Origin of the sequence: uncultured Ruegeria sp. (genome assembly GCF_947500045.1) — a bacterium.
Lineage (GTDB): Bacteria > Pseudomonadota > Alphaproteobacteria > Rhodobacterales > Rhodobacteraceae > Ruegeria.
The window spans coordinates 227,192-243,614 of record NZ_CANMQQ010000005.1 but is presented as its reverse complement, the minus strand read 5'-3'; the positions used below and the strand labels follow the sequence as shown (position 1 = coordinate 243,614).

Below are 16,423 nucleotides of genomic sequence, written 5' to 3'. Positions count from 1 at the left end.
GGCTAGTCAGAAAGTGCGGCCATCAACCGCGCTTTCTGTCCCTGATCATCTGGCTGCGAAATCACAGTGGCCAGATCTTCCAGCGAAGCAATAGAATGCCCTGCGCGGAAGCTGTCGACATGTGGGAGCATAGTCGCCACACCTTGTGCCTTCGGCGCAAACCCGTCCCAGCGCAGCAGAGGGTTCAGCCAAATCAAGCGCCGGGATGACAGTTGCAGGCGTTCGATTTCTTTCTCTAACACCTCTGGATCGCCCCGCTCCAGGCCATCAGTGATCAGCAGAACCACCGCACCCTGCCCCATGACACGCCGTGACCAGTCGCGGTTGAATTGATGCAGGCACTCTCCGATCCGGGTTCCCCCCTCCCAATCCTGCGCCTCGGCCCCGGCTGCAGTCAGCGCTGCGTCAACGTCACGTTGATGCAGATGGCGGGTGATATTGGTGAGCCGGGTGCCGAACGTAAACGCGTGCACTTTGGCCCACCCAGCCCCCTTGGCATTCGAAACCGTGTGCAGAAAATGCAGGATGATCCGGCTGTACTGGCTCATCGAGCCCGAGATATCGCAAAGCGCTACCAAATTCGGCCAACGTGGCTTGGGCTGCAGGCGCGCGATGTCGCGCAATTCACCACCCTGACGCATGGAAGACCTGAGGGTTCGGGCCCGATCAATACGGTGGCCCAAATGGCTGGCTTGACCACGTCGGGATTCGATTGGTTTAACCGGCAAGGTCAGATGCGAAAGAATGCGCTTGGCTTTGGCGATTTCAGAAGTGCTCATCTGTTCGAAATCAAGATTGCGCAGGCGTTCTTCGGATGACGCGGTCTGGGTCGCATCAATCTCAATCTCGCTTTCTTCTTCCTGTTCGACCATTTCGGGCAGGTCTCGTTCAAACCCGTCCAGCAGAGCCTCGGCGGCACGCTTTTCTGCGGCATCGGCTTTGCGCTCTTCTTGCACACCGCGAATGGCAGGCAGCATCATCGACATCATGTGTTCGAGGTAGCGCGGATCGCGCCAGTAGAGACGAAAGACCTGCGAAAAGACAGTTCGGTGTTCTGGCCGGTTCACGAAACAGGCATGAAGCGTCCAGTAGAAATCGCGTTTCTCAGTGAATCCTGCCGCCTGTACAGCACGGATCGCATCGATCACACGCCCTGTTCCAATCGGCAAACCCGCCTTGCGCAGCGCACGCGCAAAATGCGTGATATTTTGCGCCAATTTGGGGTTGTCAGGAATATCCAGCGGGAGTTGTTCGGCCATTAGACAGCCTTCCAAGCCCAGATTCCAATTCCCAATGGTAAAACCAAACTCCAAAGAACAACGTAGAACCAAGCGTAAATCGTATCACCCAAAACAAATCGTCTGAGCTTTCTGGTTTCGGAAGACAATAATTCTATTTGTTTTTCAAACACATCCGCCTTTCCTTCATCGGCGATTGACTTCAGATTCTCCCAATCCTTAAGGTACATCTCTAGTTTTGAAACTAAAGTCGTTCTACCCCCAAAGAGAATTTGAACCTCAGTAGATTTGAGCGCTACATTCCAGTTTCTAAGGCTCAGAAAATCCCCAAACCATTGAACAACATGCGAAACTAGGACGATAAATAGAACTGATTTAATTACACCTTCAGTCTGATTAAGTTCTAACCGGATGCCTAAAACAGTGACTTCTGAAATATCAATTTCTAAGTAGTGTACCAAGAGTATGGCTACACCTAACGACAAAAGAACCCTCATTGAAGATCTTGTTGCACGACTAATAATATCAACGCCACCTAGCCTCATGCGGGTTCTAGCGTACCTTTAGCTTCATCCAACAAGCGCTTGGCCTCGGACCCTTGCAGCTTTTGGATGTCATCCTGGTATTTCAGAATGGCGCCCAACGTGTCGCCGATCACCTCGGGGCTGAGGTTGATAACGTCAAGCGCCAGCAAGCATTTGGCCCAATCGATGGTTTCAGCGACACCCGGTTTCTTGAACAGGTCTTCGGTGCGCAGGCGCTGAACAAAGGCCACCACCTCACGGCTTAAGGCCTCGGCCGCCTCGGGTGCACGCGTGTGCAGGATTTCAATCTCGCGGGCAAAATCGGGGTAGTCGACCCAATGATAGAGGCAGCGGCGTTTTAGTGCGTCGTGTACTTCGCGGGTTCGGTTCGATGTAACAATCACTATGGGCGGCTCGGGCGCCTTGATGGTCCCAAGTTCGGGGATGGTGACCTGAAAGTCGCTGAGCGCTTCCAGCAGGAAAGCCTCAAAAGGTTCGTCGGTCCGATCCAACTCATCAATCAACAGAACCGGTGCCCCATTTTCGTCCGGGCGCATGGCCTGCAGCAACGGGCGTTCAATCAGGTAATCATCCGAAAACAACTCGGTCTGCAGCGCACCCCGATCAGCGCCACCTGATGCTTCGGCGGTACGGATGGCCACCATCTGAGCGGGAAAGTTCCATTCATATACGGCAGAGGAGGCATCAAGCCCTTCGTAACACTGCAATCGGATCAGGCGGCGCCCCAATCCGGCAGCCAGGGCCTTGGCGATCTCGGTCTTTCCCACGCCCGCTTCACCCTCCAGAAACAGAGGCCGCCCGAGTTTCAGCGAAAGAAACACGACCGTCGCCAGAGCCCGGCCACAGACATACCCCTCAGAGCCCAACAGGTCCTGTACGGCATCAATGGAATTCGGCTGTGTCATGAGCGCCCCTTTTTCCCTCCGGCCAACAGGTCACGACCGCATGCGAAGGTCAAGACCACTATCCGTCAGAGACTTACGACGATCCTTTGCGTTGACAAGGGCAAGAGGGTCTTTCACCACCCCAGCGCCTGTGTTAGCCGGGAGCCATGACCCATTCCTTGACGATCCGCCGCCCCGATGACTGGCATTTGCATCTGCGCGATGGCGCAATGTTGCAAGCCGTTCTGCCTGAAACCGCGCGCCATTTCGCCCGCGCAATCATTATGCCAAATCTGGTTCCGCCCGTCGTAACCGGCAGTCAGGCGGCTGCCTATCGGGACCGCATTCTGGCTGCCCTGCCGGATGATATGACGTTCGAGCCGTTGATGACGCTCTATCTGACCGAAGACACGGACCCTGCCGATGTGGCCGCCGCCCATGCCAGCGGATTGGTCAAGGCCGTCAAGCTGTACCCCGCCGGCGCGACGACCAACTCCTCGTCTGGCGTTCACAATTTCGACAAGGTGCGCGCGGTGCTAGAGAAGATGGCCGAGATCGGTCTTCCGCTGTGCGTACATGGCGAGGTTACAAATGCCGATATCGATATCTTTGATCGCGAAGCCGTATTCATCGACCGCGTTCTTGATCCGATCCGCAAGACAACGCCTGGGCTGCGCGTTGTGATGGAGCACATCACAACGTCAAATGGCGTGAACTATGTGAAATCGCATGACAAGGATTTGGGCGCGACCATTACGACGCATCACCTGATCATCAACCGCAACCACATATTGGTTGGCGGCATCAAACCGCATTACTACTGCCTTCCGGTTGCGAAACGTGAGGAACATCGGCTGGCCCTTCTGACCGCTGCAACATCAGGCGATGCGCGTTTCTTCCTTGGCACGGACAGCGCGCCGCATACGGATGCCAACAAGGAAATGGCTTGTGGGTGCGCCGGTTGCTTCACGGCAACGAATACCATGTCTTTGCTGGCCGAAATGTTTGAACGCGCAGAGGCGTTGGACAAGCTTGAGGCGTTTACCTCGATCAACGGTCCTGCATTCTATCGCCTGCCTGTGAACGAAGACACCATTACGCTGACCAAAGGTGAAGAGGTCGTCTATCCCACCAAAATCGAAAGTGGTGACGGCCCTGTCACCGTATTCGACCCCGGATTCCCGCTGCATTGGCGGGTCGCTTAATCTGCTAACCTTTCAGCCAAATCCGCTGCGCGCCCACCGGTGCGCAGCATCGACCAGATCGCGTCTGCTTCGTCCCCACCGATGAGTTTCGATGCTTTGTCCCTGACCCGATCTTCACGATCTGAAAGCGACATTGGGGCCAACAGATCATGGCTGGCCTCGCGACGTGCGCCATCTCGGCGCAACAGGGAGAGGTGGGCCTGAGTTTCAGACAGGCTTTCATCTGCCTCGACGATGATCCGATCCCGCAGGGATTGAAGCCGTGGATCGGCGCAGATCTTGTCGGAATAGCTGCCCGGCAGCGCCGTATCAAATCCCATCGCCTGCATTGCAATCACCGTGCGATAGGAGAACTTTGCGCCCAAACCACTGTTTGGTTGCAGCTGATTGCAGACACTCATCCAGCGAGGGTGGGTTTTCACTTTGATTTCAGCCACTTCCGGTTCGGCGATATCGAGATCACGCGCCGCCTCAAGCGCCGCGTGCAGACCGTGGCAACACGCGTGAAACTTGTGACTGACGCTTTCGAACAACCATTCATCCCCCAACCCATCAAGTGCGTCAGAGATTTCGTCCGACCCTAGATGTGTCGCTCCAAACCCGAAGGGACCCTCCAGCGCATCAGAACCGGGCTGAAATCCATTGCGGATCAGCTGTGCCGCCTCAACTCCGTTCGAGGCCGCAAGCCCTGCGTTATAGGGTTTGCCCATGGTCCCGAACTGCGATTTTTGCCCCGATGCACGTGTGGCCGTCAGGCCCAGCACATCACGCATCTGTCTCGCGTCAAACGCCATGATCCGCCCCGCAGCGACCGCAGCCCCAAACGCACCCGCCGTGGCGGTCTGGTGAAACCCGGCCTGATAATGACCTCGTCCCAGCCACAAGCCCATGCGGATCGACAGCTCCATCCCGACCAGCGCGGCTTCTAGCATATCCACCAGCGGTCGATCCTCCCACGCCGCAAGCGCAAGTGCCGCCGGAAAAACTGCAACCGAGGGATGGCCGATATGGGCAAAATGCGTATCGTCATAATCAAGGGCATGGGACACTGTACCGTTTACCAGCGCTGCTGCGCGCAGCGGAGCGTCGCCACCACCGAACAACCGGGCCTGCGTCGCGCCGCTTTCGGCCAGAACCATCTGGCGGACAATGCGGGAAACGGGTTCATCAACCCCTGCCCGCCCAACAGCAAACCAATCCAAAGCGGAGAGAGATGTTACAATACGGGCCTGCGCCGTGGTCGTCACAGGGCCAGCAGCAAACTCAGCAAGGCTAGATGTCAAATCAGTCATAACGCGCAGTCTAGCGCGCGCCGCCGGGGCGTAAAGCCTCAGCCGTAAAGGACTGCGGCGCGTTGTTCGAATGCGCGGACGATACGGTGCATGGCTTCGTTGAACACCACACCGATGATGCCTTGCAGAACTGCATTCTTGAACTCGAAATCAACGTGAAACGAGACGTTGCACCCCTGATCGGTATCTTCAAATTGCCAGTCCGAACGCATGTATTTGAAAGGACCATCCAAATATTCGGTATCAATCCGTTTCTGCGCATCAAACAGCGTAACGCGGCTGCCAAAGCGTTCACGAAACACCTTAAATGATATCACCAGCTCCGCCTCCATCACCCTGCCTTCGCCAGCAGCATATGTGCGGCGGATGCGGGCTGCGGCGCACCATGGCAAGAACTCGGGGTAATTTGCCACGTCCGCAACCAGATCATACATCTGCTGAGCGGTGTAAGGCAGCGGTCGTGTCTCGGAATGAGTTGGCATGGCGTCCGGTATTAACTGGTGACAATGGCGCGTGATTTCGTATGTTGCGCGCCAAAGATCAAGGGGGCAGTGATGAGCCAGCGCGCATATGTGATAGATGAGATGATCTCGGCCAAGGCAATTGCCGCACGGATCGAAGAGCTTTGCCGGGAAATAACCGCAGAGTTTGGCGGCACCGACAAACTGATCGTCGTGGGCCTGCTGCGGGGCAGTTTCGTCTTCATCGCTGATCTGGTGCGCGAACTGGATCTTCCCATTGAGGTCGACTTTCTTGAAGCTTCATCATATGGAGATTCGATGGAAAGCAGCCGAGAAGTGCGTATTCTCAAAGACTTGCGAGGCGCAATTGAAGGACGTGATGTGCTGGTGGTCGAAGATATCGTGGATACTGGCCACACCCTGAACCACGTCACCAAACTGCTTCAAAGCCGCACGCCGCATCGATTGAAATCCATCGCTCTGTTGGACAAACCAAGCCGGCGTGAGGTCGATTTTCGCTCGGACTGGATCGGGTTTGAAATTCCTGATGAATTTGTCGTGGGCTATGGCATCGATTATGCACAGCGCAACCGCAACCTGCCATTTATCGGCAAGGTTCGGTTTATCGAAGATTAGGACGGATGAATTTGCGCCACTTCCTTCGCATGTCGCAATGGGCGCGAAACCCGCCGTCAGAACATCGGGTGAAACTGGTATTTGGCACGATACTGATCTGTCTGGCGATTGCTGGTATTGAGTACATGGGATGGTGGCCCGATTGGGCAGAAAGCCACCCCAGAAAACCTAAGCCCTAAGCGTTTGTTCGATCGCAGCCAGAAAAATCTCGGTCCCGATCGGGATCAGGGCATCAGGAAAATCGTAATCTGGATTGTGCAGCTGAGGGTGATCCCGCCCTGCACCCAGCCAGAACATGGCAGTTTTTGCACTTTTGCCGAACTGCCCGAAATCTTCCGAAAACCTTTGTGGGGTCGGAACCAATTTGCAAGGTAAGTCGCGGGCCCGGCAGGCCTCGGACACGACCTGCACGGCTTCAGCGGAGTTTGTACAGGCCTCGAATATGTCGTCATACGTGATTTCGACATTCAGGCCCTGAGCCTTTGCGCCTGCACTTACAAGCTGTTCGGCCTCGTGGATCAGGCCGGTCATGCGTGTATCCGAGACCGTGCGCAAGGTCACCCAAAGCTCGGCCATACCGGGTGCCACACCAAAGGTGGCTTCGCCCAAACGCGCATGGGTTACTGTTGCTAGCGCAAAATCCGTATCCAGCGCCCCGCCTCGCCCAAGTGCCGCCAACGCAGGCATAAGCTCTGCCAATGCACCGGCGGGTGACACCCCATCCTGAGGGGCCGCCGCGTGAGAGGTTTTGCCCGTCAATACAACCCGCATCCCACGTGATGCGCAATTGGCCGGGCCCGAGCACACCTCAACCGCGCCCAATTCCAACCCCGGCAGATTGTGCAGAGAAAACACATAATCCGGTGCAATATTCGCGAATTTAGGATCCGCGCGATAGGCCATGGCACCCTGCCCGGTTTCTTCGGCGGGTTGAAAGATTAGTACGACGCGCCCGTTGGGCGGACGTTTGTCCCCAAGAACAAAGGCCACGCCAAGCACCATCGCCATATGGCCATCGTGCCCGCATAGATGCCCTTTGCCGGGATACTGCGACGCGTATCTGGCGCTTGAGATTTCTTGGATCGGCAAACCATCCAACTCACATCGGATACCAACGGTAGGTCCAGGTTGGCCACTGTCGTAAATCGCCGCAACACCATGACCGCCAATTCCGGTCAGAACCGCATCGGGACCACATGCTTGTAAAAGGTTGGATATGCTTGCCGCAGTCCCGCGCTCTTTTCCCGAAATCTCGGGTACCTGATGCAGCTCGTGCCGTTTTTCGGTCAGCCAAGACTGCAGCTCGGGTTTCATACCTGATTTAGCTTCTTTTGCCGAGCCTCGCGCAAGCGCGCAAAGTCATCACCTGCGTGGTATGACGAGCGGGTCAATGGCGTTGCTGAGACCATCAGGAAGCCTTTGCCAAAGGCTGCTTTTTCATAGGCCGCGAATTCTTCAGGGGTGACAAAACGATCGATGCCATGGTGTTTAGGCGTCGGCTGCAGGTACTGACCGATGGTCAGAAAATCGATATCCGCCGCGCGCATGTCGTCCATGACCTGCCGGACCTGCGTTTCATCTTCACCCAACCCGACCATGATGCCGGATTTGGTGAAGATCGACGGATCCATCTCTTTGACCCGCTGCAGTAGACGCAACGAATGGAAGTACCGCGCACCGGGGCGAACCTGGGTATAAAGACCGGGCACCGTTTCGAGATTGTGATTGAAGACATCTGGCTTGGCTTCAACAACGGCCTCAAGAACCGAAGGATCACATTTCAGGAAATCTGGCGTCAGAATCTCGATCGTGGTCTTGGGCGACCGATGCCGAACTGCGCGGATGGTTTGTGCAAAATGATCTGCCCCACCATCCAACAGATCATCCCGGTCTACTGACGTGATAACGACATGGTTCAAGCCCAGCTTTTGCACCGCATGAGCCACACGCCCGGGTTCAAATGCATCCAAAGTATCCGGCTTACCCGTGGCGATGTTGCAGAAGGTACAACCGCGCGTACAGATTTCGCCCATGATCATCATGGTTGCGTGGCCCTGGCTCCAGCATTCGCCCACATTGGGGCATCCGGCCTCTTCGCAGACAGTGACCAGATTGTTGTCGCGCATGATTTTGTGGGTTTCTGCATACCCTTTGCCACCCGGGGCTTTGACCCGAATCCAACTGGGTTTGCGCGGGGCGGCATTGTCAGGTCGATGTGCCTTTTCAGGATGTCTTTGTTCGGGAATTTTCAGATCACGCACAGCTGGTTTTCCTGACTTTGGGTCAACTCGTTTAGCACCTAACATAAACTGACTTTATTGGTTAGGCCAGCGGTGCATAGCCGCTATGCGGCTCGACTTTGCGCCTGCAGCATAAGCGATAAAACAGTCAGATATTATTCCACCTTTTCAAGTGGATTAACTGGGAAAAAGATATATCGCAATCGCAGCGTATCTCTTATTGAAGCCGGTCTGGAATCGTTCTAACTCTCGCATCAATCACATGTGAATCACAGGAGTTTGATGATGAAAACCGGCGCAAAACTGCCTGAAGTAACCTTCCACACCCGCGTCCGCGATGAGGCAATCGAAGGCCCCAACCCATTCCGCTGGGAAGACAAGACAACCGCTGATTACTTTGCGGGCAAGCGCGTCATCCTGTTCTCGCTGCCCGGTGCGTTCACTCCGACGTGCTCGACCTACCAATTGCCCGGCTTTGAGAATAGCCACGCCGATTTCGCGGCCAAAGGTATCGATGCGATCTACTGCATGTCGGTGAATGACAGCTTTGTCATGAACAAATGGGCGGCAGAACAGGGGCTGACAAACGTCGAAGTTATTCCTGACGGTTCAGGTGAGTTCACCCGCAAGATGGGCATGCTGGTCGACAAGGACAATCTGGGTTTTGGCATGCGCTCGTGGCGCTATGCAGCCATCGTCAATGACGGTGTAGTTGAAGCGTGGTTCGAAGAGCCCGGCCTGATGGATAACTGCCCCGAGGACCCCTATGGTGTGTCGTCTCCGGAAAATCTCGTGAAACATCTGGACGAAGCGCGCGAACCGGCGTTGGCCTGATCTACTTGATTGCACTTGTTTCTAGGCTCGCCATCTCGGCGGGCCTTTTTTGTCACACGCGGGTTTTTGCGACCACCTCTTCACCGACTTGCCGGATCACTTGTGCCAAACGGTCAAACCACTCTTCGCTTTGGGTCGAGGCGCGGCGCACCAGCCCAATTGTCCGCGCCGGTTGCGGCGCGCCAAATCGCAGCAATCGCAATCCCGGCACCGCACTCGTCTCGGCCTGCGCCGCCAGTTCGGGCATCAGGGTCAGGCCGAACCCTTCGGCGACCAAGCGAGACAACGTGGCCAGCGATGACGCACCCATGTTGATCTGACCACTGGTGCGATCCTGGCCGCAGACCTCAAGCGCCTGATCGGTCAGGCAGTGCCCATCTTCCAACAGCATCAACTGTGCGGTCTTCAGGTCAACTGGCCGCAATGCATCCGGGCTGACTGTTAACCGATTCAACCGAGTCTGGCTTCCCGCCAACAAAAACCGGTCTTCGAACAACGGCGCTTCATGGAATGTTCCGCTGCCAAGTGGCAATGCCAGGACCGCCGCATCAATGTCACCCAAGCGCAGCATTGATAGCAATCGCTCGGTCGGCGCCTCACGAATTTGTACCCTCAACGAGACATCCGAAGCCCGCAGCCCGGCCAGTACACCCGGCAGCAGATACGGCGCGACGGTTGGTATAATACCGATCGACAGAGAGCGATGGCCACCGGAATGATCACGGGCGAACTGATCCAGGCGATCTGCCGCATTCAGAACGCGTTGCGCATATTCCAGAACATCACGCCCAAGCGGCGTCAGCAGGATGTCACGGGCCTGCCGTTCAAACAACGGCCCACCCATGGTGTCTTCCAGCGCCTTGATCTGAACCGAGAGCGCAGGCTGCGAAACATGGCAGGCCTGTGCCCCACGCCCAAAATTGCGTTGCTCAGCTACGGCGCGGAAATACTGCAGTTGTCGGATGGTGAAATTCATAACCCCTGATTATCATTTGCGGCCCGCTACACAAGGCCACTATATGATGCAGGTGTCGGTTAGCCGATCATGCGATCCTGCTCTGCCTGATCCTGATAGTGCCGTTTCAACCGCTGCAAGGCGATGCGCAGAACTATCTTGCCTGAGCGTGCGGACCAGCCCATGCGCTTTTCGGCCAGTTCCAGCCCTTCAAGGTAACAACAACAGCGCAATGCGACATCGCTTAACCCTGGCCCCAGATCAGACAACGCCCGTGTCACGCGATCCCGAGCCCCGGAATGGCCCTGCCCTACATGAGAATCCGCTGCAAAGTCTCCGCGCCCACCGCACGTCAAAAAGCGATTCCAGTTCTGAGTGACCTGCGGTCCTAGCTGCGCAAGCTCAAAATCCTCACGCAAACGCTCTCCTGCGCCGACCAAAGTTTCATCGAGGAATGGCTTCCCATCCCGGTCCCGACGGCGCGCCAGCGCGATCAGTGGGCTTTCGACCGTGCTGTAACGAACTTTGGGCTGGTTCGGCGCATTTGTTCCCATGGCCGCAGGTTTAAACGAAGCTGGGGCTTCCGCCATACCAAATTCATTTTGGGTGCGCGCCCGGTTCTCCGCATCAGCGATGAGGTGGCTTAGCGCCGTGCGACCCGAAGTCGAAATTCGATATCGCGAGATGCGCCCCGGATTGTCGCAGGTAATCCAATCATTCAAAGCCAGCGCCTGTGCAGTCCGGCAATCAACGACTGCTGTTTTGGTGGTTCCACTTTCGCCGTTGTCCCGAACCACAACGGCCTTATCCATATCCTCGGCCACTGCAAGAACAGCTCCGGATTCGCACAAACGTCTTAGAACACGCAGCGCCTCGCGCTCGAATTCAGCGTTCTGGGCCTCAGGCTGGTTTGCAGCAGGCGTTACGATGGCAAAAGTCGGCGCCTGTTGGTCGGATGGCGAAAAATGCGATCGGGCAAGCGATTGTAGCGCGGCATCTACCAGCGGATCATCGCGGCGCATTTCAACCCGTCGGATCTGTCGCAAGATGGTCGAGGCATGGCACCCCGCTGCCCGCGCGATATCCCGAATGGACCGTCCAGATTCAGTATGGTCCAGATATCGTTGCGCCCCCTCGGGAACCCATGCCGGAACGGTGAAAGCCACGCTGTTTTCCATATTTCTTCGCCCTTGTCGACAAAACAAACTGACAGTTTTAGCCGTCGGATTCTTAGTTAACCAAATCTAACTAGAGGTGCTTTCGTTACTCGTTCGTTAATCACAGACAGCTCAGAGCAGAATTGATTCAAAAAGATAAACAGTGGTGAAACCATAGTTCGGGGCGATCCACGTCAAGGCAACACCCGCTTAGGTTGTGTCACATTTTCGGCACCGAAACCGAATGCAAAGGAATGCTGCCGTGCAGGACCTGACGACCATGATCACCACACTCCGCCGCCCTCGATTGCTGGCCCGTGCCGCCAAGATCGGGGCGCGGGACTATAATCGCGACCGCCACCTGCAGCGCCTTCTTGGATATGGATCAATACCTGGCACAGGCGCAGCACTGATCCGACTTTTAGAACTGGAGCGGGAAATCAACGCACAACGCATCGAAGAAGACGCAGCCTATTCACTGGTGCGTCATCTGGATTTACTGATTGCATTGAATGGCGAGGCGCAACTGTATCAGGCCAGTCGCGCCGCGCAGTATCAGTGATCAGGTGAAGGCATCCGGCATGGATGCTTTCTTTTCAGCGACATACGCGTCCAAAGCCGCCTTTACATCCGGATCAAGCTGCGGCTGCTGGTAGTTGGCCAGCAGATGTTCAACCCGCGCCGACGCAAGCGTCTGTGTATCGCGGGCGCCCTCTTCTTCCCAGGTCTCAAACGGTTTGTAGTCCAGCAAGTCGGACTTCCAGAACGCTTCCTTGAAGTTCGCCTGCGTGTGGGCGCAGCCTAGATAATGGCCTCCGGGACCGACCTCGCGAATGGCATCCATCGCCTGCGCATCTTCGTCATAGGTTACACCTTTGGCCAGACCGTGCAAAACACCCAGCTGGTCGGCGTCCATGACAAACTTTTCGAAATCCGCGACCAAACCGCCTTCGAGCCAACCGCAGGAGTGCAGCATGAAATTCACACCTGACAGCAGCCCCATATTCAGAGAGTTCGCGGTCTCATAGGCTGCCTGCGCATCGGGTAGCTTCGAGCCGCAGAAAGAACCAGCCGAACGGAACGGCAAACCCAGACGGCGTGCCAGCTGACCCGCCCCGTAGGTCACATTGGACGCCTCAGGTGTCCCGAATGTTGGCGCACCCGAATTCATGTCGATCGACGAAACGAAGGCACCAAAAATCGCCGGGGCACCCGGACGGATGATCTGGCTGTAAGCCACACCCGCCATTACCTCGGCCAGAACCTGAGTCAACGTACCAGCAACCGAAACCGGAGCCATGGCCCCGCCGACGATAAAGGGTGAGATGATGCAGGCCTGATTGTTTTTTGCGTAGACCTCAAGTGAGCCCATCATCACATCATCAAATGTCATCGGTGAGTTGATGTTGGTCAGCGAGGTCATGACGGTATTGTTCTGCACGAACTCCTTGCCGAACAGAATCTCGCACATCTCGACCGAATCCTGTGCCCGGCTGGGATCAGTGACCGACCCCATGAACGGCTTGTCCGACAGGGTCATATGCGCCATCAGCATATCCAGGTGGCGTTTGTTCACCGGAATATCCGTCGGCTCACAGACAGTGCCGCCCGAATGATGCAGCCACTTGGACATATAGCCCAGTTTCACGAACTTGTTGAAATCGTCCATGGTCGCATAGCGGCGTCCACCTTGCGCATCACGCACAAAGGGCGGGCCATAGACCGGGGCCAGCACCAGGTTTCGGCCGCCAATCACCACTGATTTCGCGGGGTCGCGGGCGTGCTGAGTGAACTCGCTGGGGGCGGTCTTGATCAACTCGCGTGCCAGGCCACGCGGCAGGCGCACACGTTCGCCATTGACGTCGGCACCGGCATCGCGCCAACGCTCCAGCGCGGCTGGATTGTCAACGAAATTCACACCGATCTCGGCCAATACGGTTTCCGCATTGGCTTCGATGATTTCCAGTGCCTCTTCGTTCAAGACCTCGAAATTCGGAATGTTGCGTTCGATGTATTTCGCGGTTTCGATCTTGACCGCCGTACGCTCGGCCCGACGGGCGGCACCACCGCCCCCTCGTGCCCTGCGCCGGGTGTTTGCCTCTGCCATGAGAAAATCCCGTTGAATGGTTGGTTTGATAAGCGTGTTACATCAACGACCAACGTCGCCAGAGGTAGATTACGGCGCTATCGGGGAAAAAGCGACATGCACTCCGATAACCGGGCAACAGCTGTAATCAACATCAAGACAGATGCTTTTCCATAAGTATCGTATTGCCAGTTGCATCGACCTCACGCCAACCCAGATGGAGATACATCGCGCGGGTACCCGACATCAGGCGATGGGTGCTCAGCCGCAGGATCGACAAATCGGATTCATCGGCGAAGGCCTCGGCTGCATCAAGCAACTGACGCGCAACCCCACGACCTTGTGCCTCCGAAGAAACACCTAGGTTGAATATCTTCACCGCGTCCGGCAGCCGGTCAAACACGATGACACCCAACAGCTGCGCAGCTGCTTCGGCAATCACAACCTGACGCAATCTGATATCGTCTTGAATCCCGCTTGTTACGTCGGGCAAATCAGCGATCTCCTGCATGGACGCCGCATAGGCACTGCCGAGACATGTTCGAATAGCGTCGGCATCGTCCAACACCGCCACCCTGATGCTTAGCGCCTGCATATCGCACATCCCCCAGAACAAACCAGATTCACACGGGTTATTTGACGTCATAGCGCTTGCACAAGCAAGGTATGCGACCTAATAGCCAGTCATGACACAAGCATCCCACGACCGCCTTCTGATCATCGACTTCGGCAGCCAGGTGACACAGCTTATCGCCCGCCGCCTGCGCGAACTGAACGTCTATTGCGAAATCCACCCCTACCAGAATGTCACGATGGAGGTTGTGCGCGATTTTGCGCCTCGCGCCGTGATCTTTTCCGGTGGTCCGGACAGCGTAACACGCGAAGGCTCGCCGCGCGTTCCGCAGGAAATTTTTGATTACGGCGTTCCCATCTTGGGCATTTGTTATGGCCAACAGGTGATGATGCATCAACTGGGCGGCAAGGTCGAAAGCGGCCACGGTACCGCAGAGTTCGGTCGCGCTTTTGTCACGCCTCAGGACAAGCTCGACATCCTGGACGGCTGGTTTGCCGACGGGGACGAACAGGTCTGGATGAGTCACGGCGACCACGTCAGCGAAATCGCACCGGGTTTTGAGGTCTTTGGTACCTCGCCCAACGCGCCCTTTGCCATCACCGCTGATCCGTCGCGCCATTTCTATGCGGTGCAGTTCCACCCCGAGGTGCACCACACACCCAAAGGCGCAAAACTCTACGAGAACTTTGTCAAACTGGCCGGGTTCAAGGGCGACTGGACCATGGGCGCCTATCGCGAACAGATGATCGCGACAATCCGCGAACAGGTCGGAGATAAAAAGGTCATCTGCGGCCTGTCGGGCGGCGTCGACAGTTCGGTTGCGGCAATGCTGATCCACGAAGCTATTGGTGATCAACTGACCTGTGTATTCGTTGACCACGGCTTGCTGCGCAAAAACGAGGCGACGGAAGTCGTCGGGATGTTCCGCGACAACTACAATATCCAATTGATTCACGCAGACGAAAGCGACCTGTTTCTGGGCGAGTTGGACGGGCAAAGCGACCCCGAAACCAAACGCAAGATCATCGGAAAGCTGTTCATCGACGTATTTCAGAAACATGCCGACACAATCGAAGGCGCAGAGTTTCTTGCACAAGGTACCTTGTACCCCGATGTGATCGAATCCGTCTCGTTCTCAGGCGGTCCATCGGTCACCATCAAATCGCACCACAATGTGGGCGGATTGCCCGAGAAAATGGGCCTTAAGCTTGTCGAACCCCTTCGTGAACTGTTCAAGGATGAAGTTCGCGCCTTGGGCCACGAGCTTGGTTTGCCCGACAGTTTCATCGGTCGCCATCCTTTCCCCGGCCCCGGCCTTGCGATCCGCTGTCCCGGAGAAATCACGCGCGAAAAACTCGAGATCCTGCGTGAGGCTGATGCGATCTATATCGATCAGATCCGCAAACATGGCCTGTACGATGATATCTGGCAGGCCTTTGTCGCCATCCTTCCCGTTCGCACGGTCGGCGTTATGGGGGATGGCCGGACATATGATTACGCCTGTGCCCTGCGCGCGGTGACTTCGGTTGATGGAATGACGGCGGATTACTATCCGTTCAGTCACGAATTCCTGGGCGAAACTGCGACGCGTATTATTAATGAGGTCAAGGGCATCAACCGATGCACCTACGACATCACGTCGAAACCCCCCGGAACCATTGAGTGGGAATAACCAACCTCATTTAAAGCGCTGAAAAGATGCAATGTTTGCGGGCGAAGGACAAATCGATGAGCAACTACTCGGTACACGAAACAGCAATAATCGATGATGGCGCACAAATAGGAGGCGGCTGCAGAATCTGGCATTGGGTGCATATCTGCGGCGGTGCCAAGCTTGGTTCCAATATCTCACTTGGACAGAACGTGTTTGTTGGCAATAAAGTCGTCATCGGCGACAATTGCAAAGTGCAGAACAATGTCTCGATCTACGACAATATCATATTGGAAGAAGGTGTGTTTTGCGGTCCAAGCATGGTTTTCACCAACGTCTATAATCCGCGCTCATTGATCGAAAGAAAAGACGAATATCGCAACACTCTGGTCAAGAGAGGTGCCACTCTTGGCGCCAATTCAACCATTATTTGCGGCGTAACCATCGGAGAGTTCGCGTTTGTCGGCGCGGGTGCCGTGGTCAATGCGGACGTGAAGCCCTATGCGCTGATGGTTGGAGTTGCGGCAAAACAAATCGGCTGGATGAGCGAGTATGGTGAGCAGCTTGATCTGCCTCTGTCCGGCGATGGCGAAATTGTCTGCACCCATAGCGGGGATCGCTATGTTCTGAGTGGGGGTATCCTGAGCAAACATTAGTTCGGCACA

17 protein-coding genes are annotated in these 16,423 nt (G+C 56.0%); 6 read left to right on the top strand and 11 right to left on the bottom strand.

Features of this window, described 5'->3' with window-relative positions; genetic code table 11:
• Positions 1 to 2: 2 nt before the first annotated feature.
• The 3 genes from Q1B46_RS11195 to Q1B46_RS11185 are packed head-to-tail and all read right to left on the bottom strand — an operon-like array spanning position 3 to position 2,688.
• Complete coding sequence (locus Q1B46_RS11195; protein ID WP_299947965.1) at positions 3 to 1,259, bottom strand: VWA domain-containing protein; 1,257 nt, start codon at positions 1,257 to 1,259, stop codon at positions 3 to 5.
• A complete protein-coding gene (locus Q1B46_RS11190) occupies positions 1,259 to 1,783 on the bottom strand; it encodes a hypothetical protein (protein WP_299947963.1) in 525 nt (174 codons plus the stop codon). The genes Q1B46_RS11195 and Q1B46_RS11190 overlap by 1 nt, the downstream gene beginning before the upstream one ends.
• The gene (locus Q1B46_RS11185) at positions 1,780 to 2,688 is read right to left on the bottom strand and encodes a MoxR family ATPase (RefSeq protein WP_299947961.1); all 909 of its coding nucleotides are present in this window, start codon (positions 2,686 to 2,688) and stop codon (positions 1,780 to 1,782) included. The genes Q1B46_RS11190 and Q1B46_RS11185 overlap by 4 nt, the downstream gene beginning before the upstream one ends.
• Before the next feature lie 146 nt (positions 2,689 to 2,834).
• Between Q1B46_RS11185 and pyrC the strand changes: the two genes are divergently transcribed.
• Positions 2,835 to 3,872 carry a dihydroorotase gene (gene pyrC, locus Q1B46_RS11180; protein ID WP_299947959.1) on the top strand — a complete coding sequence of 346 codons (1,038 nt, stop codon included), beginning with the start codon at positions 2,835 to 2,837 and terminating at the stop codon, positions 3,870 to 3,872.
• Here pyrC and Q1B46_RS11175 read toward each other — a convergent pair.
• Positions 3,869 to 5,164 carry an MmgE/PrpD family protein gene (locus tag Q1B46_RS11175; protein ID WP_299947957.1) on the bottom strand — a complete coding sequence of 432 codons (1,296 nt, stop codon included), beginning with the start codon at positions 5,162 to 5,164 and terminating at the stop codon, positions 3,869 to 3,871. The two genes, pyrC and Q1B46_RS11175, sit on opposite strands and share 4 nt — an antisense overlap.
• A 38-nt stretch (positions 5,165 to 5,202) precedes the next feature.
• On the bottom strand, positions 5,203 to 5,646 hold the full coding sequence (locus Q1B46_RS11170; protein ID WP_299663488.1) for a type II toxin-antitoxin system RatA family toxin: 444 nt from the start codon (positions 5,644 to 5,646) through the stop codon (positions 5,203 to 5,205).
• 72 nt (positions 5,647 to 5,718) lie between these two features.
• Here Q1B46_RS11170 and hpt point away from each other — a divergent pair, with 72 nt between their 5' ends.
• Positions 5,719 to 6,261 (top strand): hypoxanthine phosphoribosyltransferase, encoded by a 543-nt coding sequence (gene hpt / locus Q1B46_RS11165; protein ID WP_299663486.1) that lies wholly within the window; start codon positions 5,719 to 5,721, stop codon positions 6,259 to 6,261.
• Between the two features lie 168 nt (positions 6,262 to 6,429).
• On the opposite strand, the gene Q1B46_RS11160 is transcribed toward hpt, so the two are convergent.
• On the bottom strand, positions 6,430 to 7,575 hold the full coding sequence (locus Q1B46_RS11160) for an amidohydrolase (RefSeq protein WP_299947954.1): 1,146 nt from the start codon (positions 7,573 to 7,575) through the stop codon (positions 6,430 to 6,432).
• Positions 7,572 to 8,522, bottom strand: coding sequence for a lipoyl synthase (gene lipA, locus Q1B46_RS11155; RefSeq protein ID WP_299947952.1), 951 nt, complete (start codon positions 8,520 to 8,522; stop codon positions 7,572 to 7,574). The genes Q1B46_RS11160 and lipA overlap by 4 nt, the downstream gene beginning before the upstream one ends.
• Before the next feature lie 264 nt (positions 8,523 to 8,786).
• Between lipA and Q1B46_RS11150 the strand changes: the two genes are divergently transcribed.
• Positions 8,787 to 9,335, top strand: a complete 549-nt coding sequence (locus tag Q1B46_RS11150; protein WP_299947950.1) for a peroxiredoxin — start codon at positions 8,787 to 8,789, stop codon at positions 9,333 to 9,335.
• 52 nt (positions 9,336 to 9,387) lie between these two features.
• Here the strand turns inward: Q1B46_RS11150 and Q1B46_RS11145 are convergent, their stop codons facing one another.
• Together Q1B46_RS11145 and Q1B46_RS11140 are read right to left on the bottom strand one after the other, a co-directional pair.
• Complete coding sequence (locus Q1B46_RS11145; protein WP_299947948.1) at positions 9,388 to 10,311, bottom strand: hydrogen peroxide-inducible genes activator; 924 nt, start codon at positions 10,309 to 10,311, stop codon at positions 9,388 to 9,390.
• 59 nt (positions 10,312 to 10,370) lie between these two features.
• A complete protein-coding gene (locus Q1B46_RS11140; protein ID WP_299947946.1) occupies positions 10,371 to 11,468 on the bottom strand; it encodes a DUF6456 domain-containing protein in 1,098 nt (365 codons plus the stop codon).
• A 241-nt stretch (positions 11,469 to 11,709) separates the two neighbouring features.
• On the opposite strand from Q1B46_RS11140, the gene Q1B46_RS11135 reads away from it, so the two are divergent.
• Positions 11,710 to 12,009, top strand: a complete 300-nt coding sequence (locus Q1B46_RS11135) for a DUF6477 family protein (RefSeq protein ID WP_299947944.1) — start codon at positions 11,710 to 11,712, stop codon at positions 12,007 to 12,009.
• On the opposite strand, the gene Q1B46_RS11130 is transcribed toward Q1B46_RS11135, so the two are convergent.
• Entirely contained in the window at positions 12,010 to 13,554 is a 1,545-nt protein-coding gene (locus tag Q1B46_RS11130; protein ID WP_299947942.1) for a trimethylamine methyltransferase family protein, read from the bottom strand. It lies immediately after the preceding gene.
• A 133-nt stretch (positions 13,555 to 13,687) separates the two neighbouring features.
• A complete protein-coding gene (locus Q1B46_RS11125) occupies positions 13,688 to 14,128 on the bottom strand; it encodes a GNAT family N-acetyltransferase (protein ID WP_299947940.1) in 441 nt (146 codons plus the stop codon).
• Positions 14,129 to 14,219: 91 nt separating this feature from the next.
• Here Q1B46_RS11125 and guaA point away from each other — a divergent pair, with 91 nt between their 5' ends.
• Positions 14,220 to 15,779 (top strand): glutamine-hydrolyzing GMP synthase, encoded by a 1,560-nt coding sequence (gene guaA, locus Q1B46_RS11120; protein ID WP_299947938.1) that lies wholly within the window; start codon positions 14,220 to 14,222, stop codon positions 15,777 to 15,779.
• A gap of 56 nt (positions 15,780 to 15,835) precedes the next feature.
• Complete coding sequence (locus tag Q1B46_RS11115) at positions 15,836 to 16,414, top strand: N-acetyltransferase (RefSeq protein WP_299947936.1); 579 nt, start codon at positions 15,836 to 15,838, stop codon at positions 16,412 to 16,414.
• Positions 16,415 to 16,423: the final 9 nt, after the last annotated feature.

What these genes read in the sequence shown, in the direction of transcription:
- Q1B46_RS11195 (WP_299947965.1), bottom strand. Translation starts at nt 1,259, where the DNA reads ATGGCCGAACAACTCCCGCTGGATATTCCTGACAACCCCAAATTGGCG.
- Q1B46_RS11190 (WP_299947963.1), bottom strand. Translation starts at nt 1,783, where the DNA reads ATGAGGCTAGGTGGCGTTGATATTATTAGTCGTGCAACAAGATCTTCA.
- Q1B46_RS11185 (WP_299947961.1), bottom strand. Translation starts at nt 2,688, where the DNA reads ATGACACAGCCGAATTCCATTGATGCCGTACAGGACCTGTTGGGCTCT.
- pyrC (WP_299947959.1), top strand. Translation starts at nt 2,835, where the DNA reads ATGACCCATTCCTTGACGATCCGCCGCCCCGATGACTGGCATTTGCAT.
- Q1B46_RS11175 (WP_299947957.1), bottom strand. Translation starts at nt 5,164, where the DNA reads ATGACTGATTTGACATCTAGCCTTGCTGAGTTTGCTGCTGGCCCTGTG.
- Q1B46_RS11170 (WP_299663488.1), bottom strand. Translation starts at nt 5,646, where the DNA reads ATGCCAACTCATTCCGAGACACGACCGCTGCCTTACACCGCTCAGCAG.
- hpt (WP_299663486.1), top strand. Translation starts at nt 5,719, where the DNA reads ATGAGCCAGCGCGCATATGTGATAGATGAGATGATCTCGGCCAAGGCA.
- Q1B46_RS11160 (WP_299947954.1), bottom strand. Translation starts at nt 7,575, where the DNA reads ATGAAACCCGAGCTGCAGTCTTGGCTGACCGAAAAACGGCACGAGCTG.
- Q1B46_RS11150 (WP_299947950.1), top strand. Translation starts at nt 8,787, where the DNA reads ATGAAAACCGGCGCAAAACTGCCTGAAGTAACCTTCCACACCCGCGTC.
- Q1B46_RS11145 (WP_299947948.1), bottom strand. Translation starts at nt 10,311, where the DNA reads ATGAATTTCACCATCCGACAACTGCAGTATTTCCGCGCCGTAGCTGAG.
- Q1B46_RS11140 (WP_299947946.1), bottom strand. Translation starts at nt 11,468, where the DNA reads ATGGAAAACAGCGTGGCTTTCACCGTTCCGGCATGGGTTCCCGAGGGG.
- Q1B46_RS11130 (WP_299947942.1), bottom strand. Translation starts at nt 13,554, where the DNA reads ATGGCAGAGGCAAACACCCGGCGCAGGGCACGAGGGGGCGGTGGTGCC.
- Q1B46_RS11125 (WP_299947940.1), bottom strand. Translation starts at nt 14,128, where the DNA reads ATGCAGGCGCTAAGCATCAGGGTGGCGGTGTTGGACGATGCCGACGCT.
- guaA (WP_299947938.1), top strand. Translation starts at nt 14,220, where the DNA reads ATGACACAAGCATCCCACGACCGCCTTCTGATCATCGACTTCGGCAGC.
- Q1B46_RS11115 (WP_299947936.1), top strand. Translation starts at nt 15,836, where the DNA reads ATGAGCAACTACTCGGTACACGAAACAGCAATAATCGATGATGGCGCA.